General features: G+C 36.3%; 19 protein-coding genes. 5 read left to right on the forward strand and 14 right to left on the reverse strand.

All coding sequences use genetic code 11. The features are described 5' to 3' along the window. Positions 1 to 29: 29 nt before the first annotated feature. From K9V48_RS16670 to iolG, 5 genes are all read right to left on the reverse strand, one after another. Positions 30 to 1,445, reverse strand: a complete 1,416-nt coding sequence (locus K9V48_RS16670; RefSeq protein ID WP_224140175.1) for a sugar porter family MFS transporter — start codon at positions 1,443 to 1,445, stop codon at positions 30 to 32. Between the two features lie 243 nt (positions 1,446 to 1,688). Further along, on the reverse strand, positions 1,689 to 2,717 hold the full coding sequence (locus tag K9V48_RS16675) for a Gfo/Idh/MocA family oxidoreductase (protein ID WP_224140158.1): 1,029 nt from the start codon (positions 2,715 to 2,717) through the stop codon (positions 1,689 to 1,691). Positions 2,718 to 2,829: 112 nt separating this feature from the next. Beyond that, a complete protein-coding gene (iolB, locus tag K9V48_RS16680; protein WP_224140159.1) occupies positions 2,830 to 3,651 on the reverse strand; it encodes a 5-deoxy-glucuronate isomerase in 822 nt (273 codons plus the stop codon). 35 nt (positions 3,652 to 3,686) lie between these two features. Further along, on the reverse strand, positions 3,687 to 5,552 hold the full coding sequence (gene iolD / locus K9V48_RS16685) for a 3D-(3,5/4)-trihydroxycyclohexane-1,2-dione acylhydrolase (decyclizing) (RefSeq protein ID WP_224140160.1): 1,866 nt from the start codon (positions 5,550 to 5,552) through the stop codon (positions 3,687 to 3,689). Positions 5,553 to 5,589: 37 nt separating this feature from the next. Next, complete coding sequence (gene iolG / locus K9V48_RS16690; RefSeq protein ID WP_224140161.1) at positions 5,590 to 6,594, reverse strand: inositol 2-dehydrogenase; 1,005 nt, start codon at positions 6,592 to 6,594, stop codon at positions 5,590 to 5,592. Positions 6,595 to 7,191: 597 nt separating this feature from the next. Between iolG and K9V48_RS16695 the strand changes: the two genes are divergently transcribed. Together K9V48_RS16695 and K9V48_RS16700 are read left to right on the forward strand one after the other, a co-directional pair. Continuing rightward, positions 7,192 to 8,040, forward strand: a complete 849-nt coding sequence (locus K9V48_RS16695) for a hypothetical protein (protein WP_224140162.1) — start codon at positions 7,192 to 7,194, stop codon at positions 8,038 to 8,040. A 37-nt stretch (positions 8,041 to 8,077) separates the two neighbouring features. Next, positions 8,078 to 9,004 (forward strand): VanW family protein, encoded by a 927-nt coding sequence (locus K9V48_RS16700; RefSeq protein ID WP_224140163.1) that lies wholly within the window; start codon positions 8,078 to 8,080, stop codon positions 9,002 to 9,004. Positions 9,005 to 9,417: 413 nt separating this feature from the next. Here K9V48_RS16700 and K9V48_RS16710 read toward each other — a convergent pair whose 3' ends face one another. Then, on the reverse strand, positions 9,418 to 10,650 hold the full coding sequence (locus tag K9V48_RS16710) for an alanyl-tRNA editing protein (protein ID WP_224140164.1): 1,233 nt from the start codon (positions 10,648 to 10,650) through the stop codon (positions 9,418 to 9,420). A gap of 228 nt (positions 10,651 to 10,878) precedes the next feature. On the opposite strand from K9V48_RS16710, the gene K9V48_RS16715 reads away from it, so the two are divergent. Next, positions 10,879 to 11,127: an alpha/beta-type small acid-soluble spore protein gene (locus K9V48_RS16715; protein ID WP_224140165.1), complete on the forward strand. Its 249-nt coding sequence runs from the start codon at positions 10,879 to 10,881 to the stop codon at positions 11,125 to 11,127. A 111-nt stretch (positions 11,128 to 11,238) separates the two neighbouring features. Here K9V48_RS16715 and K9V48_RS16720 read toward each other — a convergent pair whose 3' ends face one another. The 4 genes from K9V48_RS16720 to K9V48_RS16735 form a co-directional block, all read right to left on the reverse strand. Next, a complete protein-coding gene (locus K9V48_RS16720; RefSeq protein ID WP_224140166.1) occupies positions 11,239 to 11,910 on the reverse strand; it encodes an AarF/UbiB family protein in 672 nt (223 codons plus the stop codon). A gap of 601 nt (positions 11,911 to 12,511) precedes the next feature. Further along, positions 12,512 to 13,705, reverse strand: a complete 1,194-nt coding sequence (locus K9V48_RS16725) for an ornithine--oxo-acid transaminase (RefSeq protein WP_263432863.1) — start codon at positions 13,703 to 13,705, stop codon at positions 12,512 to 12,514. A 121-nt stretch (positions 13,706 to 13,826) separates the two neighbouring features. Then, complete coding sequence (gene rocF, locus K9V48_RS16730; RefSeq protein ID WP_224140167.1) at positions 13,827 to 14,732, reverse strand: arginase; 906 nt, start codon at positions 14,730 to 14,732, stop codon at positions 13,827 to 13,829. A gap of 325 nt (positions 14,733 to 15,057) precedes the next feature. Then, positions 15,058 to 15,678: an acetate uptake transporter gene (locus K9V48_RS16735; RefSeq protein WP_224140168.1), complete on the reverse strand. Its 621-nt coding sequence runs from the start codon at positions 15,676 to 15,678 to the stop codon at positions 15,058 to 15,060. Positions 15,679 to 15,858: 180 nt separating this feature from the next. Here K9V48_RS16735 and K9V48_RS16740 point away from each other — a divergent pair, with 180 nt between their 5' ends. Beyond that, positions 15,859 to 16,905 (forward strand): lactonase family protein, encoded by a 1,047-nt coding sequence (locus K9V48_RS16740; RefSeq protein ID WP_224140169.1) that lies wholly within the window; start codon positions 15,859 to 15,861, stop codon positions 16,903 to 16,905. 253 nt (positions 16,906 to 17,158) lie between these two features. On the opposite strand, the gene K9V48_RS16745 is transcribed toward K9V48_RS16740, so the two are convergent. The 4 genes from K9V48_RS16745 to K9V48_RS16760 form a co-directional block, all read right to left on the reverse strand. Further along, positions 17,159 to 17,758 carry an NADPH-dependent FMN reductase gene (locus K9V48_RS16745; protein WP_224140170.1) on the reverse strand — a complete coding sequence of 200 codons (600 nt, stop codon included), beginning with the start codon at positions 17,756 to 17,758 and terminating at the stop codon, positions 17,159 to 17,161. Between the two features lie 332 nt (positions 17,759 to 18,090). Beyond that, positions 18,091 to 18,699, reverse strand: coding sequence for an alpha/beta hydrolase (locus K9V48_RS16750; RefSeq protein ID WP_224140171.1), 609 nt, complete (start codon positions 18,697 to 18,699; stop codon positions 18,091 to 18,093). 26 nt (positions 18,700 to 18,725) lie between these two features. Next, on the reverse strand, positions 18,726 to 19,334 hold the full coding sequence (locus K9V48_RS16755) for a flavin reductase family protein (RefSeq protein ID WP_224140172.1): 609 nt from the start codon (positions 19,332 to 19,334) through the stop codon (positions 18,726 to 18,728). A gap of 311 nt (positions 19,335 to 19,645) precedes the next feature. Next, complete coding sequence (locus tag K9V48_RS16760; protein WP_224140173.1) at positions 19,646 to 20,041, reverse strand: VOC family protein; 396 nt, start codon at positions 20,039 to 20,041, stop codon at positions 19,646 to 19,648. 191 nt (positions 20,042 to 20,232) lie between these two features. Between K9V48_RS16760 and K9V48_RS16765 the strand changes: the two genes are divergently transcribed. Then, positions 20,233 to 20,688, forward strand: coding sequence for a YndM family protein (locus tag K9V48_RS16765; protein ID WP_224140174.1), 456 nt, complete (start codon positions 20,233 to 20,235; stop codon positions 20,686 to 20,688). Positions 20,689 to 21,014 lie beyond the last annotated feature (326 nt).

Here is a 21,014-nt window from a genome sequence, read left to right on the forward strand (position 1 = left end):
AACAGTAGAATACATTTCCTTTAGCTTCTTTATACAACTTCATTTTTACTTGATACCTTGTCACTGCGATCATTATACTTCCGAAAGTTCCGTTCAAGCTGCTCAAGTGTAAACCCTTTTGTTTCTGGCAAGAATTTCTTCACGAATGTCAGTGCGACAAGTCCCAGTACTACAAAGATGAAAAATGTTGTGGACAATCCAATTTTATCCAGTAAAATTGGGAATGTCAGACCAACAAAGAAATTTACTATCCAGGAGCCACACACACTAATACCCATACCGAGACCTCTCAACCGTAATGGGAATATTTCTGAAAGCATTAGCCATGTTACAGGTGAAATAGCTCCCTGCTGAAAGGCAAGAAACGTGACTGTCAAGGTAAGCACAATATACGGAAGTGCCGGAGAACCTTCAAAAATCAGTGGTAATATTCCGATGAGCAGAAGTGCTGTCGTTGTACCGATTAGTCCAGTCAACAGCATTGGTCGACGCCCAACCCTACCAAGAAGCCAGATTCCGACAAAAGTTGCTAAAACTGATATTACACCATTGGCAATGTTTCCGATAAGTGCTGCCTTTGTTTGAAATCCAGCATCTTTAAGAATTTGAGTACCATAATACATGATAGAGTTTACACCTGTAATTTGTTGCACTACACCAATTCCGATCCCTAGAAATAAAATGCGGCGCACCCACGGGACAGCTATCATATCAATAAAATTTGCCTTTTTTGTCTCTGTCTCTTCCGTAAAAGCTGTCTGGATCTCCCTCAGTTCTGATTTGGCGCGATCCTCTCTACGGATTTTTTGGAGAACAACGAGAGCATCCTCATTTTTCTTTTTTGATACAAGCCAACGTGGACTCTCTGGCATTTTAAGCATACCAAGAAATAATAAAATTGCTGGAAGTGCTGCGATGACTAACATGTAACGCCAAACATTCGGGTTGTCATCCATTGTGCTACCAAGGATGGCATTAAAAACGAAGGCTAATAGCTGCCCACTAACGATCATCAGTTCATTCTGGGTAACCATTCGTCCCCGGCTCTCCACAGGTGACATTTCCGCTAAATATGCCGGAACAGTTACTGACGCTCCTCCTACAGCAACGCCTAATAAAAAACGACAGATAACCATAACAGTTACATTCGGAGCAAGAGTACATCCCAATGTGGTAATCAAAAACAGTAGTGCAAGATAAAGAATATTTTTACGACGACCGATATAATCTGATAGTTTGCCGCCGAATACTGAACCAAAAGCAGCTCCCAAAAGAAGTGAACTCGCAACGAGACCTTCAGTAAATGAGTTGAGATTGAATGATTCAGACATAAAAGGTAAAGCACCGTTAATAACACCAGTATCATATCCAAATAGGAGCCCACCAAGTGTTGACACTAAGATAATAGTCCGTAAAAACGAATTTGGGTTTGCCTGATTATTAATACCAATTTCCCCTTTCTTTATAAGAATTGATTATTAAAATTTGATATATCTATAGGCTATTATGACTTAGCAAATGACATATTCTTAGAGACATTTTTTGCAAATTTAATTGAATATTCAGAATTAAATAAAGGTAAAAAAGTTCTTTACTATAACTATAAAACTTCTATTTATTGCAAAGTAAAGTCTAGTTTAGTAAAGAACTTTTTCTCAAAACTGAGTAATAACGATTTATTATTCGTTTTATCGTGTTAGCAATTTATTATTTAACTCGACTGTCTCACCTGTTATAAAAGACTTTGTAGCAGCCGAAGCAATTTCTAACGCTGCCTTTCCATCGATTTCTGTACAAATAGGTTTTGTCCCTTTACGTAAGCTATCGATAAAGTGAACCATTTCCAGCAAATAAGCATCTTTAAATCGTGTTGGAAAATCAGAGATTAAATCATGTGTACTGCCTTTAGATGTTAATACTTTTACATCATGGTATCTCATTGAACCAATTTGAATCGATCCTTCTGTCCCAACTACTTCACCTCTGATGTCATATGCATAAGGAGCAATTCGCATCGTTTCAATATCTCCTGCAGCACCTGAATCAAAAGTGAAATATGTCATCGCTTGATCAACATCATTATATTTTTCCATAAACTTATTTGAATTCATTAAAATATTACCTGTTGATGTAACAGAGGCTATTTCTTGCCCCATTAAATAACGGGCAATATCATAGTCATGTATAGCTATATCTAAAAAGATTCCGCCACTATGCTTGATGAACTCTTCTGGTGGGACGTTTCCATCTCGGCTTACACCTTTAAAATAAATCGGTGTGCCAATATCACCAGCTGCAATTCTCTTTTTCGCTTCTGCATATGCTGGGTCAAATCGTCTCATAAATCCAACTTGCAATGAAACATTCGTTTCACCAATGACTTTGATCACATCATCCGCTTCATCTAAAGTATGTGTTAACGGCTTCTCTACAAATATATGTTTACCATGCCTTGCAGCACGTGAAATCATATCTGCATGAGTACTTGTTGGTGTGACGATCACAACAGCATCAATACTATCATCTTCGAATATATCATTAGGATTTTGAGACCAGCTTCCAACACCTAATTCTCTTGCTACTTGCTCCGCTCTTCCTTCAAGAGGATCTACTACACTAACTAATTGAGCCCCTTTGACTTTAGAGACAAGGTTTTCTGCGTGCCAATATCCTAATCTTCCTAATCCCAACACAGCTGTACGAATTGTTTCTTTCATATTATTCATCCTTTCATTTCAGTAAAGTTTTAAGGTAAGCGCTTCATCTTGATTCAGAAGTAAATCATAACTATAGGCTCCTACAGCTATGATTTTACTCTTTGTGTAATCATTACTTCATTAGCCATTCATGATCTTTATCATTTGTGAATTTCCACGTTCTCACAGGACCTGCCATAACATTCATATAATATAAATCATAGCCAGGAGGTGCTGAAACTGGGTGATATCCTTTTGGAACAAGTACAACTTGACTATCATTGACCACAATCGTTTCATTCAAAGACTTATCATCCGTATAAACACGTTGTAAAGAAAAGCCACCTTCAACCGGATTCATTTTGTGATAATATGTTTCTTCTAAGTATCCTTCTTGTGGTAAATTTTCCTCATCATGTTTATGAGGCGGGTAGCTTGACCAGTTTCCTGCTGGTGTAAACACCTCGATAACAAATAAGCTATCTGCTGCATCTGTTTCAGATAAAATCGTTTGAACTTCACGTTGCATACTACCTGATCCGCGTGTTGCGACATCTACATCTTCTGGAGCAATAAGTCTCGCCTCATATGTTCCTTTTCCTGGTGCTTTACAAACAGCAATTTCAAGTTCTGTTAATGCCTCAACTGTAAATTGATCATCATTTGGGATATATACAGAATAAGCCGGAGTTTTTTCAAATACACTCATTCTTTTTCCTATATTGTCCCAAGATTTATGTTTTGTCTTAACGTTCGCCCGGCCAGATACTAATACGATAACCGTCTCCTGATCCAACGTTTCTTTTTCTACAGTTTGACCTGCTTTTAGCTTATGGACATCAAATCCAATATATTTCCAACCAGCCGATTCAGGTGTTATTGATAACACTTTACCATCCTTATCACCTTTTTGTTCTGGGGTTACAAGTAGATTACTAGCAAGTAGATTACTCATGTCCTATTCTCCTTTCAGACTTATCAATTTATTTTTTAATATTTTCTAGCTGTAGCTCTTCTTTTTTCAATCTCAACATAGGCTTTTTGAACTTTTTCGCTAGGGGATACTTCAGCTACACCTAGGCGCCACCATGACTCATATCCTGTTGTACATGTACCAGGAAGTACTTTAATATCAATTAATGTTGAAACTGTTTCCTTCTTAGCTTGTTCTAATGCCGCTCTCAATTCTTCTACTGTATGAACGGTATAACCTTTCGCCCCAAGACTTCGTGCGTTTGCAGCAAAATCGATAGGCATATAATCTCCTGTTAAACGGTTATCTGCTTCTGAGCGATATCGGAATTCATTTCCAAACCCGTCACTACCTTGTCCTCTTTGCAAATTGTGGATACATTGGAAGCCATGATTATCAAATAAAAGGATATTAATTTTTTTATTTTCTTGCAGACTAGTAACTAACTCTGAATGAAGCATTAAATAACTACCATCACCGACAATGGTATATACTTCTTGGTTTTCTTCAGCCATCTTAATACCTAAAGCACCTGCTACTTCATAACCCATACACGAGAATCCATATTCCATATGATATGTCTTAGGGTGAGAGCTTCTCCATAATCGATGCAAGTCACCTGGTAAGCTTCCAGCTGCAGCGATAATAATATCTTTTTCATCAATCGTTTTATTGATTTCGCCTAACACTTGAGTTTGAGAAAGTCCTTCTTCTCTTTGATCTGCAAAATGTTTATCAACTTCTGCATCCCAATTCTCTTTCAATGTTTGAAGTTGCCCTTCTTCATAAGATGTTTGATAGCCTTGTTTTTTCAATTCCTCTGTTAAAATTTCAAGACCTACTTTTGCATCTGAAACAAATGATTGCGCATCCAGTTTCAGTGCATCAAAAGAACTAACATTAATACCTAAAAATTCTACATCTGGATTTTGGAATGCTGTTTTTGATGATGTGGAGAAATCAGTTAATCTAGTACCTACTCCAATGACTAAATCAGCCTCTTTTGCTAAGATGTTTGATGCTAATGATCCGGTCGATCCAATACTGCCCATGTTTAAAGTATGATCCCAAGCAAGAGCACTTTTTCCTGCCTGTGTTTCACCAACAGGAATTTGGAAGGTTTCGGCAAACGCTTTCAATCCCTCTGTTGCTAATGCATAATGAACGCCACCACCTGCGATAATAACTGGTTTTTTCTTTCTAGAAATCAACTCTACAGCACGTTCAATCGCTGATGGTGCAGGATTTCTCCTCTCAATATGATGAATTCTCTTTTTAAAGAATTCAACCGGATAATCATAAGCTTCACTTTGAACATCTTGAGGTAAAGCTAGTGTAACTGCACCAGTATCCACTGGATCTGTTAATACACGCATTGCATTTAGTGCTGCAGTCATTAGCTGTTCAGGTCTTTGGATACGGTCCCAATATTTACTTACAGGCTTAAATGCGTCACTTGCAGCCATCGTGTAATCAGCAGGATCTTCAATTTGTTGTAAAACTGGATCTGGTTGACGAGTTGCAAAGTTATCCCCTGGTAATAACAATACTGGAATACGATTCACTGTTGCAGTTCCAGCAGCAGCAACCATATTTAATGCTCCTGGTCCTATCGATGTCGTACAAGCGAAAATTTCAAGGCGATTTTTTTGTTTTGCATATGCGGTAGCAGAATGAACCATCCCTTGTTCGTTTTTCCCTTGAATATAGGTAAGACCTTCACTTTGTGTTTCTAAAGCTTCTCCCATTCCTGTCACATTGCCATGACCAAATATTCCAAATATACCTTTAACAAATTTTCTTTCCTCTCCATCCAGTTCAATGTACTGTTTATCTAAAAACTTCAATAGCGCTTGCGCCATTGTTAAACGAATCGTTTCCATTTACTTTCCCTCCTATTACCTTCATGATGTGGTTTAACTAATTTAACACTACAGTTTCTTTTGTTTTAAAAGATTTTGTAGCTGCTTCAGCAATTTCCAATGCAATCTTTCCATCAATCTCTGAAACTTGTGGTCTTTCATTTTTTTGTAAACACTCTATAAAGTGAGAAAGTTCATTTAAAAAAGATTCTTTGAACTTAATAGGGAAATTCGGAACATTATCGTAAGCGCTTCCCTTAGAGGTAAGGATTTTTATATCATGATGTTGAAGAGAACCAATTTGAATCGTTCCTTCCGTTCCAATCACTTCCCCTCTAATGTCATAACCAAATGATGAATTCCTACTACCTTCAATATCGCATGATGCACCATTTTTAAATGTCATAAAAGTCATTGATTGATCTACATCTTGATATTTGTTCATAAACGGGTGGATAAGCACATCCCCAAACGCTTTAACAGATTTCACTTCGTCTCCCATCAAGAAACGAGCAATATCATATTCATGGATACATAAGTCTAAGAAAATTCCACCGCTTGTTTTAATATAATCTTCCGGTGGTGAACCTGGGTCTCTACTGAGTCCTTTGAAATAAATAGGTTGCCCTATATCACCATTCTCAATTCGTCTTTTTGCTTCTGCGTATGCTGGATCAAATCTTCTCATAAATCCAACTTGACAAAATACGTTATTCTTATTGATTTCTTGAATAACCATTTCTGCTTCCTCTAATGTTTCTGTTAAAGGTTTATCTACGAATATATGTTTTTTACTTCTTGCTGCTTGAATAATTAACTCAGCATGCGTTTTTGTAGGTGTAACAATAACCACAGCGTCAATTGAAGGATCCTCAAATATTTCTTGGGGATTATTCGTCCACTTTTTTACACCTAATTCACGAGCTACCTTTTCAGCACTCTCTTTTCTTGAAGACGCGATTGTAACTAATTCAGCACCTTTGATGCGTGTTGCCAAGTTCTCTGCATGCCAATAACCTAATCTACCAACGCCAATAACTGCACATCTAATTTTTTCCTTCATTCCATCACCTACACTTCACAAAATAGGGTAACCGCTTTCCTAATAAGGGATATAAAAAGCGAAAAATAAAAATAAGCAATCGACGCAACTTAATTTTTTCCGCTTTTCTCAATAAAAACCATCTAAATCTCTTCTAAGGTTAACTTAAAAAATAATGAACATTTACCTTAAGACTATTAAATTGTAAAAAAATGAAAATTTAGGTTTCTAGTTTCTCTAACAATTAATTAAGCGCTTAACCATTGTTGAGTAATAGTTTTTCTTCAAATTCATTTTTCCTAATTCAGATTATAATACATAAAAAAACATAATTCAACTAATAAAATGATTTTTTTGAATTTTAAAAATTTTTCTGTTGTTTTATGTATATTCAAAATTTTTCATCATAATAAGTATGTGCTAACTTTTGGAATAGTACTATTTTATTATTTAGGAACAAACGCCTTCTGTGTCTAACAGGCTTGTGTTCATTGATTTTGCTTACAAACCCCCTTCTTCTTCTACAAAAATTCCCAATTTTTAAAAGCTATTTTCTGCAAATAAACAACACAAAATAAATATGTTCATTTACTAAACGAACGGAGTTGACATTTTACTGTGAAAAAAATTGTTTATCTTTTCATCCTATTACTTCTACTTAGTCTATGCGGCCAACATACATATGCAACTGAAGTTGAAGAAGATTCCTGTCAAATAAGCTTCCAGATCGAAATCCAAGATTGGAATGCAGTCCGTCAGTTCCTTCCAAAATACTCAAAGTTCACTGTTATTGATGTGGAAAGTGGCAAGAGTTTTGACGTACAAAGAAGAGCAGGCAGTGGCCATGCAGATGTTCAGCCATTAACAAAAAAGGACACAAAGATTATGAAAAAAATATATGGAGGGAGATGGAGTTGGAAACGCAGAGCGGTGCTAATATTAGCCCAAGATAGCTTAATTCCCGCTTCAATGCATGGAATGCCACATGGCGCAGGTGCTCTTCAGAATGGTTTCCCGGGTCATTTCTGCATTCATTTTTCGGGAAGCACGACACACCGAACCGGAAAATCGGACATTTCCCATCATTTAATGATTCTTAAGGCTTCTGGGAAAATTGATGAATATCTAAATAACCTTCCACCATCTGAGTTACTAAATGTTTTTTTAGCAATCATAAAAAATGGTGATAAAGGCTTAGCTAAAAAGATTGCCATAAGCAATCAAAAAGATATCAATCATGAACTAAATAAAATTGAAAAAATTGTAGCAATCCGATGGTCTTTACCCAACCAGAAGAAAACAGATCCATATTCATTAGCAGCTAACGTCCCGGTCGATGTCAATCTCTTTATGAATAATATTGGAGCGATAAATACGAAACTAACTTTTACTTTAGTGAGAACCTCACCACTTTCTCCTTGGAAAGTAAATATTGATCCTTTACTATCAACCATAAACAAACCTTAAAATTCGCAGAGGAACTTTTCTGGAGGTGAAGTGTTTTATGAAACTTATCGTAACGTTTCTATTGCTGACCATGTTACCCAACTCTTTTCAGGATGAGATTTCATTAACTTTTGAAGGTAAAGAAATAAATTCTTTACAACGCTCAGGGTTTGGATTGTCTCCATTTGAAGAAACGATGATTGATGAAGGTAAATACCAACAACTTTTAAATACAATTGAGCAAAAGGTCTTTGAAAAACCAGTTGATGCATCCATTGACAACTATGGAAGATTAATTAGTGAAAAGAATGGACATAGACTTAATCGAAAGAAATTCAAAGAGGAGTTTTATACAAATTTTTTCTCAGAGGGCACTGCTTCCATAGAAATACCCATCGAAACCATTTATCCAAAAGTAGACAGTGAACTTTTAGCAAGCATTAGAACGAAACGAATTAGCCAATATGTTACCTACTTTAATAGTGGAAATAAACAACGCTCACATAATATTGATTTAGCCTCAGAAGCAATCAATAACTATGTTGTGTTTCCAAATGAAACATTTTCATTCAATGCTGTTGTCGGTAAACGTACAGCCGAAAAAGGCTATTTACCTGCGCCAGTGATTGTAAAGGGAGAGCTTTCTGAAGGTGTGGGAGGTGGTATTTGCCAAGTATCCTCTACACTTTTTAATGCAGTTGATCGCGCAGGTGTAAAAATAATTGAACGCTATTCACATAGCAGAAAAGTCCCTTATGTACCACCAAATCGAGATGCTACTGTCAGCTGGTACGGTCCAGATTTCACTTTTAAAAATCGTCACAACCAGCCACTTCTTATCCGTTCTAAAGTAATCGGTGGCCAATTAATCATTGTTATCTATTCTTCAGACACACTCAATATTGAAAAACGGGAGGTACCAAGTGCACCTGGGAAATTGCCGAAAGAAGTTAATAAGAATGATAAGAATGGAAACCAGCAATAGCTCTGACACAATAATGCCAGAGCTCATTTATTTATCTTTCTAAAAAAAACTTAAAACCATTTTCAATCACTTATAAATTCAAATAAAAAATCCGGTTCCAAAGAACCGGATTAATCATTAAAAGTAAAGTGCCGCGATTGCCGCATCAAGGATTATAGAGTTTTAAAACCACCACTCCTAAAAGTGGGTGTTCGCAGAAGATTTCGTATCGTCCTCTTCTCAATGGAGGCTTGATATTCCAGCTTCAATGTTAAACTCCCTATTTCAGCTTAAAGGTTAAAACTTTATAAAAAATGCGTACAGCGCAGCTTGTATAGTTATAATACTAAATTTCCTAATTGAACGCAATAGGAATTTTCTCCAGATTGCCAAAAACGGATGGACTATCTATCATCCTTTGACAGTATAACTAATTAGAACAAACTGACCTTCATAAGCTCTTCCATCAAATGCTCAGCCTCAATAATTCGTTCTCCACCACCTTGAGCTAACGAATCATTGCCTCCACCCTTTCCATTTATTACAGGTAATACTTCTTTTAGGACTTGTTTCATATTTATATCTAAATCTTTCCCTCGGGTGCATACAAGCTGAAATTTATCTTCATTTTCACTAATAAAAAATACGATAACATCCGAAGCCATACTTGTAATCAATCTAGAAAGCTGCTGCAGTTCTGAAATTGATCTGTTTTCATATATGGATTGGACAATTTTCTGATTGTTCTTTAACTGAGCATGATCGATATGTTTGTTCGCTTCATATGTAAGTAACTCGTTCTTTAATTCATCAACCTTTTTTTCAAGATTTTTTGAATACTGTCTTATTTGATTTGCTGCATCTATCAATTTTTCTTGTGGAGCATTTAAAACTGAAGTTAGACTCTGAATCACTTGATGTTTTACTTGAAGTTGCTTCATCACCCTAGCTCCACAAACAAAATAGACACGAATATTCCTTTTTTGTTTTTCCCAATGTAAGATTTTGATGGCGCCAACCTCTGCTGTTGAACTCGGATGAGTCCCTCCACAGCCACTATTATCAAAGTTAGAAATCATAACAAGACGGATATTTTCGGAAACAGACAACTCTTTTCTAAGAGAATAGTGTGAAAGATCCTCTTCGCTTACCCATTTCGCTTCAATCAATCGATTTTCAAGAATGACTTCATTTACCAATGTCTCGGTTTGATTCACTTCTTCTTCAGTAAGATTAGGAACCTCAAGGTCAATCGTACAATGATCTTTTCCTAAATGAAAACTTATCGTTTTATAGCCATACACATCCTCAAAAGCAGCTGATAAAATATGCTGACCTGAGTGCTGTTGCATATGGTCAAAGCGTCGTTCCCATGAAATTTGTCCAACAATATTTTCATGTTCATCAAGAGAACGCTCAACATAATGCCGGATTTCTCCATCAATTTCCTCTACATCATAAACCTGAACATCATTTAATGTCCCGGTATCATGAGGCTGTCCACCTCCAGTAGGATAAAATGCTGTTTTTTCTAATACGACGTACAAACGTCCGTCTTCATTCTGATCTTGTTTTACCAGATTTGTTTTAAAGGACTGTTTATACTGATCATCATAATAAATTTTTTCCGTTGTCATCAAATTCCACTCACTTTTTAAAAATTTCACTTTCCTCCACTATAGCATATCGTTACGTTCTTATGGTTCACCCCCTGAAAGTCATTTAGTTCTACAAAAAACAACCAAAATAGGCATAGTAATTTTGCGAAAATGAAATAACGAACTTATTTTATTACTTCTCGAACATGGCTGTTATATGAACCCATGAGATTCGAGAACCTTATTTCATAATTAGTACTGCTATTGGAAAACTAAGTGCAAAAGGAGGGTTAAACTATGGCAAGAAAAAATCAATTACTTGTTCCTGAAGCTAGACAAGGTGTGGACCAATTAAAAGCACGGGTCGCGAACACACAAAAACCTGTGGATGCTAAATTTGAAATAGCAAAAGAAGTAGGGATTCCACTAAAGGAAGGCGATAATGGTCATTTAACCTCTAGACAAGCTGGTAAAATCGGCGGGAATTTAGGTGGGAATATGGTTCGGGAAATGGTAAAAATGGCTGAGGAGCAATTAAAGAAATAGTCTTTGTTTCGCCAAGTATACACTTCACCAAAAGCTAGACTTAAACCAGTAGGGGGTTCTTTCATCCCCCACTGATTGTGACCCAGGACGAATCGAAAGCAATATTGGTAGTTATCCCCACCTATTTTCTTTGCTTCTCTTGTATCTTGAGGTAGGTGTTTTACTGCCCGTTAAGAACCGGATAAACAATAATTTTCTTTTATATAACGCGGCAATAAAATTCAACATACACTCTGGCAATCTTTTTGGAAAGAGTGGGTGTAGATAAAATCGATAGTAAGCATTTTTTAAATCATTCCATTGTGTATCATGCTTTTTTTGTTTATATCTTGCTACGTCGATCATTTTAATCTGATTGTCTGGCGTAACGATAATATTACGCAGATGAATATCGGAGGGATTTAATCCCACTTCTCTCACTTCATTTAAAATATTGTCAACTTCATTGATTTGCTTTTCACTAATGAAGATTCCTTTGTTTAGACACATAAACAGGGTATTCCCCTCTATATAATCCATTGTAAGAAAATTTTCACCAGTTTCATAAATAGTGGGAAAATAATTACTATTTATTAACAATTTATAAATATCAGCCTCTTTTTGAGCAATATGAGTAAATTGTGAAGGAAACACTTTTATTACTTTGTTCGTATCTTTTATTCGGAATACACACGCGCTCCTGCCAGTACCGACTAGCTTTAAATCTTGATGATACTGTTTAACTTGAATTCTACCATTACTCACTGCAAATTCGATACTATTTGCATAGATATTACTATTCATCGCTTACAGCTCCTTTCTTACGTATTGCTATGTCGTCTTATTCTTGTGCTTGTCTGATCAAGTGAACAAAAAAGACCCTCACCAAATAATGGTAAAGGTCTCACAAACAACGTCCGTTGCCAATAAAGCCGAGGTATAAACCTGTATTGACGACTTTACTGTGACAGCTACTCCCCTTTAAAAAGGTATAAGTTATTCAGTTATCGCTATTATAAATAGTATTCAAGTGAAGGTCAATTCATAACTCCAAAATGAGATTTCCACTATTTTCATCTTCGTTTATCTCTATTTAATGAAAACCAAAGACGGTAATGAATTTTTATTGAAATAATAGAAACAGTAGGTTCCACTGCCTGACTTTTTCATTTTTTTGAACGGATATAATTCAATATCAACTGAATATCAACTACTATTTTATCATACTATTTTCTAAATGATTGTTGTTTTTTGCCCTAATCAAGGAAAAAGAGCCAATACGGGCACCTTTACTTGAGTTTCGCGCCCAATTTTAGTATATTGGAGTCAAATCGGGCACTGTTGATGGCACTCTATCTGACAATAGCAACAAAGTTTGCGAAAACAGCCTTTATAATTAAGCACCTTAAGAAAGGACTAGTTTAATCCTTTCCATCGCCCAATCTAATTCCTCTTCAGTAATAATAAGTGGTGGCGCAAATCGAATAACCGATTCATGGGTTTCCTTACACAATAGCCCTTTCTCCATCAACTTTTCACAATATGGTCTTGCACGTACAGTTAATTCAACGCCAATAAATAAGCCTCTACCTCTAATTTCTTTGATAATCGGATTGGATAATTCCTTTAAACGTTCAATGAAATACTCACCTAATCTCAATGAACGCTCTACTAGATGTTCCTCTTCAATCACATTAAGTGCTGCGATTGATACAGCACATGCTAAAGGATTCCCGCCAAAAGTTGATCCATGTGATCCTGGATTAAATATTCCAAGGATGTTTCGATTTGCCGCAACACATGAAATAGGAAACACGCCACCACCTAATGCTTTACCTAAAATATACATATCAGGAATGACATCTTCCCAATCACTGGCAAACATTTTTCCTGAACGACCTAATCCTGTTTGAATTTCATCAGCAACGAAAAGAACATTATTTTCTTTACATACTTCATAGGCTTCTTTTAGGAATCCTGTTGGTGGAATCAAAATACCTGCTTCTCCTTGAATCGGTTCAATGAGAAGACCTACCGTTTGTGGTGTTATTGCAGCTTTCAGTACTTCAATCTCACCGTATGGAATCAATTTAATGCCTGGTAACATTGGCCCAAAGCCACTGCGGTATTCTTGATCAGAAGAGAGTGATACCGCAGTCATTGTACGACCGTGAAAGTTGCCAACACATGCAATAATCTCTGCTTGATTATCTGAAATCCCTTTTTCTTGATAGCCCCAACGTCTAACCGCTTTAACAGCCGTTTCAACTGCTTCAGCACCCGTATTCATTGGTAACACCATTTCTTTTTGTGTTAACTTTGCAATTTTTTCGTACCATACCCCTAATTGATCATGATGAAATGCACGTGATGTAAGTGTTACCTTATCTGCTTGGGCTTTTAGAGCCTCAATAATTTTTGGGTGTCTATGTCCCTGGTTCACGGCTGAATAAGCACTAAGCATATCCATATACGTATTACCTTCCGGATCCTTAACCCAGATTCCTTCTGCTTTTGTAATAACAATCGGGAGAGGATTATAGTTGGTTGCGCCATATTGCTCAGTTTGTCTAATCACTTTGGCAGTGTCTGTATTCATTTTTATCCCTCCAAGAAAAATGATTCTTTTTTCGCATTACACCAAATGCGATTTCATTCCTTACCTTTATATATGCAAGAAAAATAGGAGCTGACCCCTATCATGTCAACCCCTATACGTTTTATAATAATTTCTCACCAAAAAGCGAACCCATTAATGCGACTGCAACTGTTGCTGTTTTATTTCTTTCATCCAAAATTGGGTTTACTTCAACAAACTCAGCAGACGTTATTATGTTTGACTCTTCCAATATTTCCATCGCTAAATGACTTTCCCGGTAACTTATGCCACCTAATACGGGTGTACCGACACCTGGGGCATCGCTTGGATCAATCCCATCTAAATCAAGAGACAGGTGAACACCGTCCGTCTTTGACTTTAAATATGAGACAGCTTCTTCCATCACCTTCGTCATCCCTAATCGATCAATTTCGTGCATCGTATAAACCTTGATTCCTTTTTCTCGAATCAGTACCCTTTCACCTTCATCTAATGAACGTGCCCCAATAATCACGATATTCTCCGGCCTTACTTTTGGAGAGTAACCTGCAATATTTATTAATGCGGGATGTCCGATACCTAAACTTACCGCTAAAGGCATACCGTGGATATTGCCAGACGGTGATGTTTCACTAGTATTCAAATCTCCATGGGCGTCATACCAAATCACACCTAAGTTCTTGTAATGTTTGGAAATGCCTGCAAGTGTTCCAATCGCAATACTGTGATCTCCTCCAAAAATTAGTGGAAACGATTTTGACTCAATAACCCTATTTACTTCTAAAGCAAGCTTATCGCTTGCCTCCGACACCGCTCTCAAATATTTCAAATTCCCATCATTAACCTCTTCATCTTTGCTAGGTCTTCCAATCTCAATATCACCCATATCATGAATCTCATAATTTAACTTTTCTAAACGCTCAACAACACCAGCATAGCGAATTGCACTCGGCCCCATATCAACACCGCGTCTTGACTGTCCTAAGTCCATCGGCACGCCAATGATCGATATCTGTTTTTTCACCATCATTCTCCCCCTTTGTTCGTTACCTAAATTGTAACTTACGGTAGGAAGATGACTCAACTTAACATTTATTTGTATAAAAATTCAGAAATATCAGAAATCACCTCTCGTAAGCGATAGATACGTTAAAACTTCCCTCGGTCGGCTATTAATTACTACCCGTTAATATGGAATAAATGAAAAGAATAATACTCAAACTTATGAATTTTCTTGGCCTTGAGCTCTTTCGTTTTTTACAATATAAAAAGCAGTGGATTCTCATATTATCCACTGCTTTTTTTCTTGCTTTTCTTATTTTAAAGGGTCATTGATGAAAGCCCGACACTATTTACTTCTTTTTATAAATCCCAAAAGGCTTCCCTACAGGCAATACAACTTGTCCAAAATGTGTATTTAAAACAACTGCTGCAGAGCCATAGAAAGATAATAATGCAATCAGAAATTCAGAGACAGCCGCTACCATATGTGTTACTTCGTACATAATTCCAAAAGTACTTAATGATAAACCGATGAATAAGAAATCTATAAAAACGAAGATGAAAAATAAAACCTTGTGTGTTTCCATCGCACCAATAGTCATGTAAAGACTAAAAATTAAATAACCAATAAAAGCGACTCCGAGTTGTTTTGGGTCAGCATTTGCAGCTAGATTTTCACCAAAGAAACCCAATTGAATTAGCCAAGATGTCCCGACTCCGATCCAAAAAAGTCCAAATGCACCGAAAGCTGTTGTACCAAAGATATTGTTGTGTTTTGCATCTAGTACACTAGCAAACAATTGTGCAAAACCACCTAGAAAGAACGCCCACGGTAAAATAAATGAAAGTCCATCTGTTAACCCTAATTTTTGTGAAGAAGCTACGAGTGTAACCATTGCTAATCCAAATAGTCCTAGCGCTGACGGATCTGCTGTTGATATTTTAACTTGTTGTATATTCTGGTTATCCATTATGTCCTCCTTAAAAAACATCCCAATAGATATTACAGAAGATAAATGATTCTGTCAAACCATTTTTTCATTTGCATTAGTTTAGTATGAAAACAGGTAGAAAAGATCAAAAAGTTGATGATAATCGACATAAAGCGGTATAATACGTTTATATACAATGTTTGGAAGGAGACAAATATTTTGCCAAAATTAATTGGTTATATCGGTACATACACAAAAGGTGATAGTAAAGGTGTTTATAGCTTTACGTTAGATACTGAAGCTGCAAAGCTTGGTGATATTAAAGCTGTTGCTGAATTGGATAACCCTACATATGTAAACTTGAGTCATGATAATAAGACTCTTTATGCTGTCGTTAAAGAAGGTGACAAGGGTGGTGTCGCTTCTTACGCGATAAGCAGTCAAACTGGTGATCTTACAAAGCTAAATAGTCAAGTGAACGAAGGTGCATCACCTTGTCATGTCAGTGTTGATCGTCAAAATCGTCAAGTTGTGACTGCAAATTACCACAAGGGAACCATTGAATCTTTTTTAGTAAATGAAGATGGCATGATTAATCCTGTTACCTCTATTATGGAACACTCAGGAGAAGGTCCACATGAGAGACAAGAAAAACCACATACTCATTTTTCTGGGTTTACCCCTGATGAGAAATATGTAGTTGCTGTTGATCTAGGGATTGACAAAGTAATAACGTATAAAATTGATGATGGCAAACTAGAAGAAGTACATAGTCTACTAGTGAAAGCTGGTAGTGGCCCTAGACATATTACCTTCCATCCAAATGGAAAGTATGCATACGTCATGACAGAGCTTAGCAATGAAGTGATTACATTAAGCTACAATGCAGAAAATGGAGTTTTTACTGAGTTGCAATACATCTCAACGATTCCGACAGAATTCACAGAAAATAGTCAAGGGAGCGCCATTCATATTTCGGCCGACGGGCGTTTCGTCTATGCAGGAAACCGCGGACACGATAGCATTGCTGTTTTTAGTGTAAATCAAGCAAACGGCGAACTTACGTTTGTTGAATATACACCAACAGAAGGAAATTGGCCTCGCGATTTTGCACTAGATCCATCGGAAAAATTTATGGTTGCTTCAAATCAAGAAAGTAGTAATCTAGTCTTGTATGCAAGAGATGCAGAGACTGGAAAATTATCACTATTACAATCAGATGTAACAGTACCATATCCAGTTTGTGTGAAGTTTTTGAATGTATAAAGCGTGACTTCCATCAGTTCTATCTGCTAGTCTAGTGAGACTTATCGGATTATTTCCATAGAAAAACGCTTGGATAGTTAGCACCCAAGCGTTTTTCTTTTATTTCGTTCAGCAACCATACTCGCCACCACACTCATTCCTAACCTCAGTGTATTTATCAAGCGATAACGAGTAACTAAAAAGAACGAATAGCCAGGGTTGCTTAGAAAAAACAGGTCTCCATTTTATATCATGGAAACCTGTTGACAAATAATTATCTAATTGTTTTTAATGCTCCGCTCCAAGCGATCAATTGATCAAGCATACCAGTCATATTATCTTGGTGTAAATCAGCTGGTTTGAATTCGCTGAAGTTTTCAAAATCAGTGAATAGAGATAATGTTGGATGCGTACGAACGTCAGCAACTAATAATTCTCCTAAGATTCCACGTAAGTGTTCAGCTGCACGAGCACCACCTGTTGAACCATAGCTTACGATACCAGCTGCTTTATTGTTCCACTCATCACGAGCTGAATCAAGTGCATTTTTTAATGCTCCTGTAATACTGTGGTTGTATTCAGCAACAACGAATACAAATCCGTCTAGGCTAGAAAGCTTTTCTGACCAAGCTTTTAGACCAGGCTCTTCTCCAGTTCCTTCGCCTAATAATGGTAATTTGAAATCTGCGATGTCTACGATCTCATAATTTGCATCTCCACGTTTGTCAGCAATTTCTTTAACCCATTTTCCTACTTGTGGACTAACGCGTCCTTGGCGTGTACTTCCTAGAATAATTCCAATGTTTAATTTTGTCATTTCATTCGACTCCTTAGTATTAGTATTTTTCCCAAATAATTTATCCAAAAATCCCATTTCTTTCACCTCTAAATTTATTCTGAACTTGTCTTGTGGATGGTTACTTCACCCCCTTAAAGTGCAGCGATAACACTTATCTATTGAAGGTAATTTAGCATAATCAAAAGCTCTTATTGACTTCCGACCAATTTTCACTTTCCTATTATCTCCCCTATTTATACGTATAAACCTATTCATAAATATAATTTCGGGTAGCTCTTTACTAATTAAAATAATCATCCGATTTTGATTATAAACACATTTATCTCAATTTGTACTAATATGCTCGCACTGTTGCCACTTGCATTTTTAGTTATGATACTATCATCTTGATCATAGGTTACACGTTATTAAAACCCAATTCCAAGGTACCACTTAGCAGCAGCTTCTACTTCTGAAAAGGTTAACTGATGCCCCATATTCTCCCAATGAATTTGCACATTTGCATTTGCATTTTCCAACATAGACTGCAGTTCAGTAGATTCCTGTGAAGGACAAATTGGATCATTTGTTCCTGCCGTAATAAATACTGATTTATCTGCTATATCTGGTAGATGAATCCCTCTCCTCGGTACCATCGGATGATGAAGAATGGCACCTTTTAATGCATCTTGGTAATGGAATAATAAACTTGCTGCTATATTCGCACCATTTGAATACCCAACTGCCACAATGTTATCGCGATCAAAGTCATATGTTTTGGAAGCTTCATCCAGAAACTCATTTAATTCTGTCGTACGATACACAAGGTCCTCTTCATCAAAAACACCTTCTGCTAAGCGACGGAAAAATCTCGGCATTCCGTTTTCAAGTACATTTCCACGTACACTTAACACAGAAGCTTCTTCGTCAATTTTTCCAGCTAAAGGCAAGAGGTCTAGTTCGTTCCCACCAGTACCATGAAGCAAAAGCAAGGTTGGTTTTGCTGGATTGGTCCCTTTTTGAAAAATATGTTTCATTTCTTATCTCCTCCAAAAACTTGTGCTTATTTAGGTCTTTCCAGCGAAAAGGTCTCACCTATATGCGCATAATCTTGACCAGCTAAACGACTTATTGCAGCTAAACCACTTGGATTAATTCTTCCATTTTCATAAATATCGTTTTCAACATGAAATTGAACAACTCTACCTATAATGAGGTCACAGCCTGGTTCATCACTTCCTCCTAATGCCAGCGATTTTTCTAGTATGCACTCCATACGAATTTTCGCTTCTTTTATACCAGGTACAGATATTTTTGTACTGTTAATCTGCGTTAAGTTTACTAATTCGATTTCGCTTTGCTCAGGCGGTAAATTAGCTGCTGTTGCATTAACTTTTTCAACAATTTGTTCATCTACAATATGGATAACAAATTCTTTTAACTCATTGATATTTCTCGCAGTATCCTTTTGTATCCCCTCTTTACGCTGTATCGCTATTGAAATCATTGGAGGATTTGATGAAACAATCGAAAAATAACTAAAAGGGGCTCCATTTACAATTCCATCACGTGAACTCGTGGTTACAAAAGCGATTGGTCTAGGTATAATACTTCCAATTAAGAGCTTATAATTCTCTCTTTCCGTGTTTGTAGCTGGATCAATCGAAAGCATAAGGATCATTCCTCTCTAAAATCAAACTATAGCATGCAATTGAATATTCTTGATTCCGAGATAATTCTTTAAAAAAAGTATGGGATAATCTACTTGTTGTTCATATATCTTGATTTATATTATTTTTAATTCGAGATAATCATAATATATTGCTTTTATTTTGTCAATCATTTAAACTTTTATTCATTCAATTTTTTATAATAAATAAAAAAGGACAAAATCATTGCGATTTCATCCTCTAAATATGCGGATATTACGATTTTCAACAATTCATTCCGTAACCTTTACCTTTATATCAATTTAGCAGACCATCATTTCAATAACGATGCCTTATCAACGCTAAATTCAATCAAATTCAAATCAGGATCCATACAGAAAACTTGCGCAAAACCACTTTTACTATTCGTTCTTTCATTAATCTCAATTCCTAATTCCTGTAAATACTTTAATGTTGCATGATAATCTTTTACACGAATGGCAAAATGCCCTTCTCGCGAATTAATTTCGCTACTCTTACGGAGCGTAGAAGAATCCGGTAGCGCAATTAAATGAAGTTGTTGCTTACCTATCTCATACCAAGCACCGGGAAAGTCAAAATTCGGACGGGTTAATTCTTTAAATCCTAGCATTGTCCCATAAAAATGTTTAGCCCTTTGTAAATCTGTTACAGATAGACTTACATGGTGGATGTTTTCGATTTCGATCAATTTGTACATCTCCTTATGTATAAGTAGTAGTACTAATTATAGCAAATGAAAACATCATCATACATCTGGAATCTGTCTATATTAATTTGAAAAATATCTGATCACGATAATCGCAAAAAACAGAATTCTGTCTAAAACTATGTATGAACCTTTCCATTTTGATCAAAACTAATAAATGGGAGGTTTTGATCATGAAACAAATAACTGTTTTACTAATAAAATTTGTAACCTGTGTGATTGCTTTTACGGTCGGACTTGATTTATTCTTTGACGCAACGATCGTTGATATTCTTTCCTTTAGTTTATTTATCACGATTGTTTCTTATGTAATTGGTGATGTAATCGTCTTAAGACAATTAGGGAAGAGAGCTGCTACTGCGATTGATTTTTTATTAACCTATTTAAGCGTATGGGTATTTGGAAGTATCCTATTAGACAACTATATACAAATAGGCTGGGGAAGTATTATTTCCGCCATTATTATCACGACAGTAGAAGTCTTTGTTCATTCATTCTTAAATGAGCCAGTAACAGCTAAACAAAAGACTAAACGAGAACGGAATTCGGGATTAAATCCCACTCTTGCCTATGGAACAGAGTTTGCAGAGGAAGAGAGTATTCAAGATTTATCACGCTCTAAAAAGTAGATAAGAAAAGCGCAAGCGCCTTGTTCAGCCTCGGGCAAATAAGACGCTTTTGAATAGAAGGCGCACTTTGCCTTCAATTCAAAAGTGGCTTATGACCTCGAGGGGCCGGACGCTTGCGCTGGACACGAAAACTAAGTCAAAAAATTTATAATTTCTGATCTTTCGAAAAGATAATGAAAAAACCAACTGCTATTGATTGGAGGCCACTGAAAAACTTACGTTTTTTATTCTTTTAATTTCTTTTCAATACAAAAAGGCAATTTGCTGTCTGCTTTTTAGACGGCAAATTGCCTTTTTCCTTTTCTTTCTTATTCTTTTTCACTAAG

The organism is Metabacillus rhizolycopersici (genome assembly GCF_020075705.1).